Source organism: Aquimarina litoralis (assembly GCF_039523995.1).
In the GTDB taxonomy this organism is placed as follows: Bacteria; Bacteroidota; Bacteroidia; order Flavobacteriales; family Flavobacteriaceae; genus Aquimarina; species Aquimarina litoralis.
The window spans coordinates 1,730,102-1,742,188 of record NZ_BAAAGE010000001.1; the positions used below are offsets into that span (position 1 = coordinate 1,730,102).

Below are 12,087 nucleotides of genomic sequence, written 5' to 3' on the forward strand. Positions count from 1 at the left end.
GGATCAAAGTTTTTTGATATCCAACAGGAGTGGAATTAATTTTTGATAAATTTTACTGCGCTTTTTCTAAATTTTGATAAAATAAATTTATTTTCGTCTTCAAAATAATAAGAACTTATAAATACTCTTTCGAATGAATATTCCTTCAGAATTAAAATACACAAAAGATCACGAGTGGATTAAAATAGATGGTGATATAGCTACAGTAGGAATTACTGATTTTGCGCAAAGTGAATTAGGCGATATCGTTTATGTAGAAGTTGAAACAGTTGGTGAAGAGCTAGAGCAAGAAGAAGTTTTTGGAACTGTTGAAGCTGTAAAAACAGTTTCGGATTTATTCTTGCCGCTAACTGGAGAAATTACAGAATTTAATGAAACATTAGAGGGAGATCCAGAACTTGTAAATAGTGATCCTTATGGAGAAGGATGGATGGTAAAAATCAAGATTACAGATGACTCTCAAATAGAAGGACTTTTATCTGCAGATGACTATAAAGCACTTATTGGGGCATAAATTCCTTTTTGCGTTAGCAATACTTTATACAAGTATAATTGCCCTGCTGTCCTTGGTTAAAATGTATACTCCAGTTGGTGTAACATTCAAAGGGAGTGATAAGGTTGGGCATTTGTTAGCGTATTTTGTTTTTACCATTGTTTGGTTTTTATTTTTCTTTTTTTCAAAAAGACAGTCCAGAAAATTTAAAACAAGTTATATCTGGTCGGCTTCATTTGGATTTGTGTATGGAATATTTATGGAAATATTTCAAGCAACACTAACAAGCTATAGAAGTCCAGATTGGAAAGATGTTATAGCAAACACTGGTGGTATTGTTTTGGCAATGTTTTTGCTTATAATACTTAAAAATAAGATAGTTATCTATAAAACAAATTTGTAAAATTCAGTAAAGTAGAATGACTTTTGAGTTTTAGTAACATATATAAGTAGCCATTGTAAAAGTTAAAAAATGTATTTTTTGTTTTACATTTCTAGGTTTACTTGGAAAATACAAAAGAAATTAGCTATTTTAGCATTCATATAATAACATTGTAGTATGGAACCAAAGAAAAATCCGAAAGCCGATTTAACCAAAAAAAGCTCGTTGTTTTTACAACTGGGGTTAATTTTAGTGCTTTTAATTACGTGGCAAGCAATTGAGTATAAAACCTATGATCGAAGTAATATTGATATTGGTCAGGTAAATCTTGATGAGTTAGAAGAGGAAGAAGTTCCAATTACTCAAAATTTAAATACTCCACCACCTCCGCCACCTCCACCGCCAGCACCAGAAATTATTGATGTTGTTGAGGATGAGGAAGAAGTTGAAGAAACAATTATCGAGTCTACCGAAACGAATCAGGAAGAAGAGATCGTAGAGGTTGAAGAAGTAGAGGATGTAGAGGAAGAAGAAGAGATAGCAGACGTACCATTTGCAGTTATTGAAAACGTACCTGTTTTTCCAGGTTGTGAAAAAGAATCAGGTAATGCTGCAAAAAAGAAGTGTATGAGTGATAAGGTTAAGAAATTTGTGAACCGTAAGTTTAATACAGAGCTAGGAAGCGAGCTTGGTCTTTCTGGAGTAAACAGAATCTATGTTCGTTTTAAAATTGATAGAAGCGGAAATATTGTAGGTGTTCAGGCAAGAGGTCCACACCCAAGACTAGAAAAAGAAGCTCAAAGGGTGGTAAAGATGTTACCTAAAATGACACCAGGAAAGCAAAGAGGAAAAGCTGTTGGTGTATTATATTCTTTGCCTATTGTATTCCAAGTTCAGGATTAATTACATTTTTTTAAAAATATATATGAAATCCCGCTGTACTTTGCAGCGGGATTTTTTTATTTCTGTTTTTGGGAGGTTATATTTTATGTAGTAACATTATCTGTTGATTTGATACTTATATGAGAGTGTTGGTTATGGTTTAAATTAAATTGTATAATTCGTATGATAGCAAAACAAAATATAGGTTTATTTGTGTTAATACTTATTCTATTAATATTTTCAATTGATTTCGTGAGTGCAAGGTCTTATCAGTTGCAAAATGATACTACAAGAATTTCTTTTGATGAGTTTGTTAAATTTAAAGATGTAGAGGTTTCGCCTATTTTTTCTGGATGTAATAAGTGGGAGGAGGATTGTGAAAAGCGTAATTGTTTTGATCAATCCATCATGAAGTTGTTAAGAAATAATATTAAGGATGGTTTTGAAAAGGAAGAAAAATTTATTTCTGATCCTTTAAGAGCAAAAGTACGGTTTGTTGTGGATACTACAGGTGTTGTTTCTCTTTTTGATGTAACAGGAGATGATAAAATTTTGAATAAATATGCGCAATATGCTATTTCTAAATTATCTAAGACACCTAGGATTTTGCCAGGTAAGAAAGGAGGAGAACTAATTGCGGTTTTATATGAGGTTAATATTATTGCTAAAACTTTGGATGGTAAAAATCGGAAAACTACTTATACTGTTGGTAAGGATTATGGAAAGAGTTTTGAAGAAATGGTATTTGATAATCAAGTAATACATCCTGAATGTAAAGAGACAGGAAAGGCAAAAAAAGATAAAAAGTGTTTGAACGAAAAGGTTAAAAAGTTTATAAATAAGAATTTTAATGTAAATATTGCTAAGAACTTAAACTTAGAAGGTGTTTATACAATATATGTTCGTTTTTCAATTAGTAAATGCGGAAATGTAATTAATGTAAAAGCTAGGGGTCCTCATCCAGATCTTGAGAAAGAGGCTATTAGAGTAGTTAAGACACTGCCTAAGATGAAACCAGCTAGTTTTGATGGAGAACCTATAGGAGTTTTATATGCACTGCCCGTAAAGTTTGCTATAAAGTAGAGATTTGTTTTGAAGGTTTTTTGGTATGCTTGTTGTGCATAGTTAGACGTAACGTTAAAACTAAGTAATATGAGTAACAAGCATGAAGCTAATGTTCGAAAAGGATCATTAGTAAACTTTCAGATTGGACTTATTGCAAGTCTATTATTTACCTATGTGATGTTCGAAGTGTATACTTCCGAACCAATTAAAAAAATGGCGGATAAACCTGTGGTCATTGAAGATGAACACTTTGTTTGGGATGGAGTTTTTGAGGTTTATCAAGAACCAGAGCAAAAAGTGGTGGCACAAAAACAACCCGAGCCTATTCCTGATCCGACTGATTTTGAGGTTGTGGATAATGATGTAACTTTAGATGACCCGACCGATGAGTATGAAAGCACAGAACCGACGGAGGTAAGTGTTCCCTTTAATCCGGATGCTATTTCAAGCGAAGAAGAGGAAGAGATTCCTGAAAATGTTCCTTTTTCGGTAGTCGAAGATGTGCCTATTTTTCCAGGTTGCGAAAAATTGAAAACAAACAAAGAAAGAGCGGCTTGTTTTTCAGAAAAGATTAGTAGAATTATTTCTAGAAAGTTTGATACCAGTATAGGAGGGAATTATGGTTTGAGCGGCGTACAAAGAATTTATACCTTATTCGATGTAGCTGCTGATGGAACTATTCAGAATATACAGGTGCGAGCTCCTCATCCAAAGTTAAAGAAAGAAGCAGAACGAGTAATTCGTCTATTTCCTACTATGACACCTGGGAAGCAACGTAAAACTCCTGTAACGGTAAAGTATCAGCTTCCGATCGTTTTTAAAGTTCAGGATTAAGAATAACTATTTTTTAAAATATGAGAATCCCGTTACGAATATCGTAAACGGGATTCCTTTTTGGTATGCTTGTTGATTTCAATTTTAATTGTAACGTTAAAACTAAATAATATGAGTAACAAGCATGATGCTAATGTACGAAAAAGTACGTTGGTGAATTTTCAGATTGGGCTTATTGCAAGCCTTTTATTCACTTTTGTTGTATTCGAAACTTATACCTCTGTTTCGGTGGTTGCACCACCAGATAAAGAAGTTGATAATACAGAGGATGTGAGCTTCACAATGGACGCTTTTAGAGTAGAGAAACCGAAAATTCAAAAGCAGTTAGTTAAAGTAAAAAAAGTAAAGAAACCACTGTTAGTGGAGCCTAAAAAAGTTGAGGAAAGGTCAGCTATCGCGAAGCTGACAAAAGAGCTGGGAACAATAAGTGAAAAAGGGAAGGCTAAGGCTGTTCCTGTGGATTCGATTTTAGACATTGTTGAAACAAAAGAAATTACCTACGGTATAGATAAAGTTACTGTAGCTCCAATTTATCCGGGTTGTGAAGGGTTGTCTAGTAATGACGAAAGAATTGCTTGTTTATCTAGTAAGATTAAAAAAATAGTTTCTTACAAGTTCAATGCCGATTTAAGTGCTGAATATGGTCTTAAAGGGGTGCAAAAAATTCATGTTCAGTTTCAAGTAAGTAAAGATGGGTCTATAAATGATGTTAAAGTGAGGGCGCCGCACCCGGCTTTAGAAAAAGAAACCAGACGGGTTGTAGGGAAATTTTCTAAGATGAAACCAGGAAAAATAGGTAAGGATGCTGTAAATGTAAAATATTTCTTGCCAATTACATTTAGGATACAAGAATAATAACTAAGATATAAAAAGTCTATCTTCATAAAAAGATAGGCTTTTTTATTGTTTTTTGGATGATTTGTAAGTGTTCAGAAGTATCTAAAGTTGAGGTAAATAGTACGTAATTTGTGGAACAGTTGTTAAAAGGTGAATTATAAATAGTTATAAGTTGCCTATAATGCTTTTAAGGCATATCTTTGCACAACTTTTTTAAAAAGCAATTTAGATAACGTGCAAAATTTGAGTATAACCCAAGTAGATACTGCCAAAGTTTCTGTTATTCAGGATTTTAAAGAGATTACTAAAATGCGTCTTGCATTAAGTGTAGTCTTTTCTTCTGTTGCTGGTTATCTTTTAGGAGTAGATAACATGTCTTGGACTACATTAGGTCTTCTATCTGTAGGTGGGTATTTTATGGTTGGGGCATCTAATGCTTTTAATCAAATCATAGAAAGGGATCTAGATATATTAATGGATCGCACAAAGAACAGACCGATTCCTTCAGGAAGAATGTCTGTGACTACTGCTTTTATTATAGCAAGTATATTTACAATACTAGGAATTGCAGTGTTGTTTGTGATCAACCCTCAAACAGCAATGTTCGGTGCGATTTCAATTTTTATTTACGTAAGTCTTTATACACCTCTAAAAACCAAAACACCTCTGTCAGTTTTTGTAGGCGCAATTCCAGGAGCAATTCCTTTTATGCTTGGCTGGGTAGCAGCGACAGATAATTTCGGAATAGAACCGGGAACGCTGTTTATGATTCAGTTTTTTTGGCAATTTCCTCATTTTTGGGCTATTGGGTGGTTTTTATTCGATGATTATAAAAAAGGAGGCTTTTTTATGCTTCCTACAGGAAAAAGAGATAAGAGTACCGCCACTCAGGTAGTGATTTATACAGTATGGACAGTTGTTACATCATTAATTCCTGTTTTTGGTGTTACTGGACAATTATATATTACACCAGTCTCAGGAATTTTAATTCTTATACTTGGTATTTTTCTATTGCGATATGCAATACGTTTGTACAAGGTTAAGGATGCTAAAACTGCGAAACAATTAATGCTCGCTAGTGTTTCTTACATTACCTTGTTACAGATTATTTATGTGGCTGATAAATTTATACGTGCATGGATTTAACACAAGGAACAACAATCGAAAAACAAAAAAGGGCCAAAAAAACCATGATGTGGTTTGCTATGATTAGTATGACTATGACGTTTGCTGGTTTAACAAGTGCTTATGTAGTAAGTAAAACTAGAGAGGATTGGTTGACTGATTTGGTTTTTCCCAATGCTTTTTTAATTAGCTTGTTTATCATTATTGGGAGTAGTATTTCTTTTTACATGGTAAAAAAAGCAATTGAAAAAGAGAATAGAAGTTTAGCAACCCTGTTATTATTATTAACTTTAGTATTGGGAACGGTTTTTGTTTTTATGCAATTTCAGGGATTTGCAGATATTATGGATCAAGGATATTATTTTACGGGTCCATCTGCAAATATTGTCCCAACGTTTTTGTATATCATAGTCGTATTGCATATAGTCCACGTAATTGTTGGGCTAATCGTACTTTTAGTCGTAATTTATAATCATTTTAAACAAAAGTATAAAACAGGGCAAACCCTTGGTTTAGAACTGGGTGCTATGTATTGGCATTTTGTAGATGTTTTATGGGTTTATCTCTTTTTATTTTTATATTTCGTTAGATAATAAAATTGATTACTTTTGTGGAAAATTTAACAATACCAAATTCTTTATATGGAAACAACTGTTACTAATACAGGTACAGAAGGTAAAACTTGGGGTGGAGGTAACAAACCACTGAAAGTGAGTTATGGTAAGATGATGATGTGGTTTTTTATCCTGTCTGATGCACTTACATTCTCTGGGTTTCTTGCTGCTTACGGTTTTTCAAGATTCAAATTCATAGATTCATGGCCAATCGCGGATGAAGTGTTTAATCACTTTCCGTTTCTTCATGGAGTAGACGCTCCGATGTATTACGTGGCATTAATGACGTTTATATTAATATTTTCTTCGGTAACGATGGTACTTGCGGTAGATGCAGGTCACCAAATGAAACAGAAGAAGGTAATTCTTTATATGTTCCTTACTATTATTGGTGGAGCAATCTTCGTTGGTTCTCAGGCTTGGGAATGGAAAAATTTCATCAAGGGTGAATATGGAGCGGTTGAAACTAAAGGAGGTCAGATTTTACAGTTTGTAGATAAAGAAGGTCATAGAGTGGCATTACACGATATAGCCATAGTGAATACTCATAAGGATAGAGAGCAACACCAAAGTAAAAATGGAATTTGGTACGAGTCAGAAAAAGAGTTACCTACGTACACAATCCAGGAGATAAGAGACGGTTTTGCTAAGAAAAGTGACTTATTGATAAGAACTCAGATACTAACAGAGAAAGGTGAAAAGACGATCTTATCTAGAGAAGAGTCCTTGAAGAGACTAAATACAGATGCCATAGGTATTGTAGAAGGAGCAAATCTGATCCATAATGAATACGGTACACCATTGTTTGCTAATTTCTTTTTCTTTATCACAGGATTCCATGGATTTCACGTATTGTCGGGTGTTGTGATCAATATTATTATATTTTTTAATGTGATATTAGGGACATACGAGAGAAGAAAGAATTACGAAATGGTAGAGAAAGTAGGTCTTTACTGGCACTTCGTAGATTTAGTTTGGGTATTTGTATTTACATTCTTCTACCTGGTTTAATTATTAAAAAGATTTTAAAATAGATATGGGACACGATACAGCACACCACGAATCAAATACCAAAAGAATATGGTATGTATTCGTTTTATTATCAGTAGTTACGATAGTAGAAGTGATTTTAGGTATTATAAAACCTGCATTTTTAATAGAGACTACAGTAATTAGTATGAAATTACTAAACTGGATCTTTATTATCTTAACGATTTACAAGGCATATTACATTACGTGGGCTTTTATGCATATGGAAGGAGAGACCAAAGGACTTCGTAGATCAGTTGTTTGGACAGCAGTATTTCTTATTAGTTATTTGATTTTTATCTTGTTAACCGAAGGAGATTACATTTATGAGGTATTTAAAGCCGGTCATAAAAGCTGGGACTTTTAATTAAGATATACAGACGTTAAAAACGTAATAAAAGATAGTAAAAGACGGTTGGTTTCAGCCGTCTTTTTTATTTTTGCAGATAAGTTAAGTTGTTGATTTAATGAAAAAATTTTTAGTTCTAGGTATATTATTTATTCTGCCGATAGTAGCATATTTATTTTTTGCTTCAGCTGTAGATAATTTCTCCAAACTTCCGGTGTTAGTAGAGTCCGTTGGTGATATTAATAACTTCGAAAGCCTTGAAAAAGAAGACGTAACATTACAGGATAAAATTACAATTTTAGGTTTTTTAGGAGATGATGTCCTAAGTAAACGAGGAAACGCTTTCAATCTTAATCAGAAAATATATAAAAAGAATTATGAATTTAGAGATTTTCAATTCGTAATGGTTTGTCCCTACGGTAGCGAAAATCAATCCAAGGAGCTTATTAAAGAATTAGGTAAGTTAACTGATGTTACTGGTTGGAATTTTGTTTTTGGTACTCCTGAGCGCATAGAAAGTTTTTTTAAGGGGTTAAAAACACCGTATACTTTAGACGAGAAGAGTGCAACAGATTTTGTCTTTATCATAGATAAAAAAATGAATCTGAGAGGACGTGAGGAGAATAGAGAAAAGAATGAGATAGATGTGTATGGGTATGATACTAGCTCCGTAGCTGATCTTAATAATGTAATGGTAGATGATGTGAAGGTAATACTTGCCGAGTATCGTTTAGCATTAAAAAAATATAAAGCAGATCGTAAAGAAAAGTAGCTATGAAAAAATATTCATATGTTGGTATATCTTTTATTATCCTAGTTTTTGGAATCATCCTTATTCCTAGAATAGTAAATAGAGTAAAGAAGTCTTCTATTGTGGAAAATGATAGAATGAGTGCGAGCAATCCAATAGTCAATCAAAAGCTTTCTTATATTAAAATTAATGGGAAACCAAGAAAAGTTCCAGAGTTTGCGTTTCTGAATCAAGACAGTTTACCGATTACTAATCACGATTTTAAAGGAAAGGTTTTTGTTGTTGATTTCTTCTTTACTAGTTGCCCGACGATTTGTCCAAAAATGTCGAAAAATTTGGTGTACTTACAGGATAAGTTGAAAGATTATAAGGATTTTGGTGTAGCTTCATTTACCATTAATCCAAGACGCGATACTCCAAGTATCCTAAAAAAGTACGCAGAAAACTATGGTATATCAAACCCTGATTGGCATTTACTTACTGGAGAACGAGAAGATATATTTGATTTAGCAAATGCTGGATTTAATATCTATGCTGCGGAAAATCCTGAAGTACCCGGAGGTTTTGAACACAATGGTCATTTTGCATTAATAGATAAAGATGGATATATCAGATCTCGTTATGATGCTTCTGGTAATCCTATTATTTATTATAGAGGTACTATTGGTGTAGAGGAAAAAAAGGATGAAAATGGAGAAGAAGAGCAAATTACAATCTTGTTAGAAGATATAAAGAAATTATTAGAAGAGGATGAGTAAGAGTGTTTCAGAAACAGAAAGTAAATACAATAAATGGATTGTTGTATTGTCTATTGTTATTCCTGTTGCAGTGGCAGCGTTGTTTGGCGTAAATCTTAGGAAATTAGGTTTTAATGTAGAGCCTTTAACGTTCTTACCACCAATTTACGCTACGATAAATGGATTAACAGCAGTAATTCTTGTGATTGCATTTTGGGCAATAAAGAATAAAAAAGTACAATTACATGAGAACCTCATGAAGACTGCTATTGCATGTTCTGTTCTTTTTTTAGTAATGTATGTAGCATATCATATGACTAGCGATTCTACTAAGTTTGGAGGAGAAGGAATCATTCGTTATGTATATTATTTTATTCTAATAACACACATTATATTATCGATTGTTATTATTCCGTTTGTTTTGATAACTTATGTGAGGGCATTAGCTAAGAGTTTCGAAAGGCATAAAAAAATTGCTAGAATTACATTTCCAATATGGTTGTATGTTGCAATTACGGGTGTTATTGTTTATCTAATGATATCTCCTTACTATTAATTTATAACTTCTAAATTGGAATCCTCAGATGATGAGATTAAAATATATATGGATTTTAGTGTTGGCGCTGTTTTTTACACTTCCAATAGATGCACAATGCGCTATGTGTCGTGCTGTGTTAGAAAGTGAAGAAGGTCAGCAAACTGCTAAAGGAATTAATAACGGGATCGTATACCTTATGATTATCCCATATATTTTGATTGGCACTGTAGGATATTTTATTTACAGAAATAAGAAAAAAGCTTCCTAGGAGATTTAATAGCTTTTTACTCAATATAAATGTTTAACATTTTAATAACACATGCTACTGTAACGAAATTGATGTAGGATTAGTCTTATCTAATAAGACTACACTAACCAATCTTTTGTATTTCTGGAGGGGAAACCAGAAACAGCATATAAAACATACTATTTTTAGTACCAAGGTGTAAGTCTTAGTTTATATTAGTGAAGGTATCATATTGTGCCTCATAATCTTAATCTAAGTATTATGATTGAAATTAAAGACTTGCATAAATCTTACCAGATGGGGATTAATTCTCTGCACGTTTTAAAAGGAATCAATTTTAATGTTAATGAAGGGGAACTTGTTTCTATCATGGGGTCATCGGGCTCTGGAAAATCTACGTTGCTAAATATTTTAGGAATGCTCGATGAAGCTGATTCTGGAAGTTACTTTTTGGATAATATTCCTATTAAAAACCTTAACGAAAAAATCGCCGCTAGATATCGGAATAAATTTCTAGGGTTTATATTCCAATCTTTTAATTTAATTAATTATAAAAATGCCTTGGATAATGTCGCCATGCCATTATACTACCAAGGGATTAAAAGGAAGGAAAGAACCGATAAAGCACTTCATTATCTGGAAAAGGTTGGATTAGCAGATTGGGCAACACACTTACCGAACGAATTATCTGGAGGACAAAAACAACGGGTAGCGATTGCGAGGGCATTAGCATCTGAGCCTAAAGTACTACTTGCAGATGAGCCAACAGGAGCATTGGATACTAAAACCTCTTATGAAGTAATGGATCTGATTCAGGGAATAAACGATGAAGGTAAAACAATCCTTATTGTTACTCACGAAGAGGATATAGCGCATATGACCAAACGTATTGTTAACCTAAAAGATGGTCTTATTATAGATGACGGTATTGTAGAACAAGTAAGAGCAAATTCATATGTTTAATATCGAACGCTGGCAGGAAATATTTGAGACAATCCGAAAAAACAAATTAAGAACCTTTCTTACCGGACTGTCTGTTGCTTCAGGAATATTTATTCTGGTAATACTTCTTGGTGTGGGACAAGGAATGCAAAATGGAATTGCAGAAGAATTTGAAGGAGATGCCTCTAATAGCATATGGGTTTGGACAAGGCCAACATCCGTAGAGTATAAGGGAATGAACCCAGGAAGGTTCTTTAGCATGACCAATGAGGATTTTGATTTTATTCACAAAACAAATGAAGATGTAATAGAATACGAATCCTCTAGAGTGAGAATTTGGAATGCTACAATATCATATAAAAAAGAATCTGGAAGTTATAGAATCGAAGGTGTTTTTCCAGGTTTTCAATTTATTGAAAATCAGTCCATGGTATCAGGTAGATTTATCAATCAAAATGATATCGATGAAAAGGGTAAGATTGTAACACTGGGAAGAAAAGTGAAGGAAGCTTTGTTTAAAAATGGGGAAGATCCAATAGGTAAATATGTTAAACTTAATGATATTCCTTTCAAAGTTGTTGGAGTATATACGGATAAAGGTGGTGAACGGGAAGAGGAGCAAGTGTCTATTCCTTCTACTACTGCACAACAGGTCTTTAATCGCGGTCAAAATATTAATAATCTATCTTATACCCTTAAACCAGAAAAAGATTTTGAAACTGCAGTAGCGAAATCTGAAGAATTCGTGGCTTCTATTACCAGATATTTAAAAAACAAACACGTTATCGCTCCAACAGACGATCGAGCTATTGGAATTGGAAATTCTTTAGAGCAAGCTAAAAGATTTTATAGCTTGATTTTTATGATCAAAGCCTTTTTCTGGTGGGTAGGAGTATGTACTATTATAGCAGGTGTAGTAGGGGTAAGTAACATTATGCTTATCATTGTTAAGGAACGAACAAAAGAAATAGGTATTCGGAAAGCAATAGGGGCATTACCATCTTCCATTATTGGAATGATTTTGCATGAAGCAATATTTGTTACCGCTATAGCAGGTTTTACTGGATTAATTTTTGGATTGATTCTGTTAGAAATAGTAGGTCCTATGGTCAAAACAGATTTTATATCTAATCCTTCTGTAAATTTCAATATCGCCATTACCACCGTATTCATATTGATTATTGCAGGAGCACTTGCAGGATTTTTTCCGGCATGGAGAGCGGCAAAGATCAAACCCATTGTAGCACTTAGAGACGAATAAT

Annotated in this window: 16 protein-coding genes; all 16 read left to right on the top strand. The window is 33.4% G+C overall.

The features are described 5' to 3' along the window. Positions 1-133 precede the first annotated feature (133 nt). Entirely contained in the window at positions 134-514 is a 381-nt protein-coding gene (gene gcvH, locus ABD077_RS06920) for a glycine cleavage system protein GcvH (protein WP_299603523.1), read from the top strand. A gap of 61 nt (positions 515-575) precedes the next feature. Further along, positions 576-896 carry a VanZ family protein gene (locus ABD077_RS06925; protein WP_343911613.1) on the top strand — a complete coding sequence of 107 codons (321 nt, stop codon included), beginning with the start codon at positions 576-578 and terminating at the stop codon, positions 894-896. A gap of 156 nt (positions 897-1,052) precedes the next feature. Further along, entirely contained in the window at positions 1,053-1,778 is a 726-nt protein-coding gene (locus tag ABD077_RS06930) for an energy transducer TonB (RefSeq protein ID WP_343911614.1), read from the top strand. Positions 1,779-1,940: 162 nt separating this feature from the next. Then, positions 1,941-2,840, top strand: coding sequence for an energy transducer TonB (locus ABD077_RS06935; RefSeq protein WP_343911615.1), 900 nt, complete (start codon positions 1,941-1,943; stop codon positions 2,838-2,840). Between the two features lie 69 nt (positions 2,841-2,909). Next, positions 2,910-3,656, top strand: a complete 747-nt coding sequence (locus tag ABD077_RS06940; protein ID WP_343911616.1) for an energy transducer TonB — start codon at positions 2,910-2,912, stop codon at positions 3,654-3,656. Between the two features lie 111 nt (positions 3,657-3,767). After that, complete coding sequence (locus ABD077_RS06945) at positions 3,768-4,511, top strand: energy transducer TonB (RefSeq protein WP_343911617.1); 744 nt, start codon at positions 3,768-3,770, stop codon at positions 4,509-4,511. Between the two features lie 225 nt (positions 4,512-4,736). Then, positions 4,737-5,639 (top strand): heme o synthase, encoded by a 903-nt coding sequence (gene cyoE / locus ABD077_RS06950; RefSeq protein ID WP_343911618.1) that lies wholly within the window; start codon positions 4,737-4,739, stop codon positions 5,637-5,639. Further along, complete coding sequence (locus tag ABD077_RS06955) at positions 5,630-6,211, top strand: cytochrome c oxidase subunit 3 (protein ID WP_343911619.1); 582 nt, start codon at positions 5,630-5,632, stop codon at positions 6,209-6,211. Before cyoE ends, ABD077_RS06955 begins: the two co-directional genes overlap by 10 nt. 48 nt (positions 6,212-6,259) lie before the next feature. Continuing rightward, positions 6,260-7,243, top strand: a complete 984-nt coding sequence (locus ABD077_RS06960; RefSeq protein ID WP_343911620.1) for a cytochrome c oxidase subunit 3 — start codon at positions 6,260-6,262, stop codon at positions 7,241-7,243. Positions 7,244-7,268: 25 nt separating this feature from the next. Continuing rightward, positions 7,269-7,628 (top strand): cytochrome C oxidase subunit IV family protein, encoded by a 360-nt coding sequence (locus tag ABD077_RS06965; RefSeq protein WP_299603500.1) that lies wholly within the window; start codon positions 7,269-7,271, stop codon positions 7,626-7,628. 100 nt (positions 7,629-7,728) lie between these two features. Next, positions 7,729-8,382: a hypothetical protein gene (locus ABD077_RS06970; protein WP_343911621.1), complete on the top strand. Its 654-nt coding sequence runs from the start codon at positions 7,729-7,731 to the stop codon at positions 8,380-8,382. A 2-nt stretch (positions 8,383-8,384) separates the two neighbouring features. Continuing rightward, positions 8,385-9,119 (top strand): SCO family protein, encoded by a 735-nt coding sequence (locus ABD077_RS06975; RefSeq protein WP_343911622.1) that lies wholly within the window; start codon positions 8,385-8,387, stop codon positions 9,117-9,119. Further along, positions 9,112-9,654 carry a DUF420 domain-containing protein gene (locus ABD077_RS06980; RefSeq protein ID WP_343911623.1) on the top strand — a complete coding sequence of 181 codons (543 nt, stop codon included), beginning with the start codon at positions 9,112-9,114 and terminating at the stop codon, positions 9,652-9,654. The genes ABD077_RS06975 and ABD077_RS06980 overlap by 8 nt, the downstream gene beginning before the upstream one ends. Before the next feature lie 31 nt (positions 9,655-9,685). Further along, positions 9,686-9,904 carry a hypothetical protein gene (locus tag ABD077_RS06985; protein WP_343911972.1) on the top strand — a complete coding sequence of 73 codons (219 nt, stop codon included), beginning with the start codon at positions 9,686-9,688 and terminating at the stop codon, positions 9,902-9,904. A 240-nt stretch (positions 9,905-10,144) separates the two neighbouring features. Continuing rightward, positions 10,145-10,846, top strand: coding sequence for an ABC transporter ATP-binding protein (locus tag ABD077_RS06990; RefSeq protein ID WP_343911624.1), 702 nt, complete (start codon positions 10,145-10,147; stop codon positions 10,844-10,846). Further along, positions 10,839-12,086 (top strand): ABC transporter permease, encoded by a 1,248-nt coding sequence (locus tag ABD077_RS06995; RefSeq protein WP_299603486.1) that lies wholly within the window; start codon positions 10,839-10,841, stop codon positions 12,084-12,086. The genes ABD077_RS06990 and ABD077_RS06995 overlap by 8 nt, the downstream gene beginning before the upstream one ends. The last annotated feature ends 1 nt before the right edge of the window (position 12,087 follow it).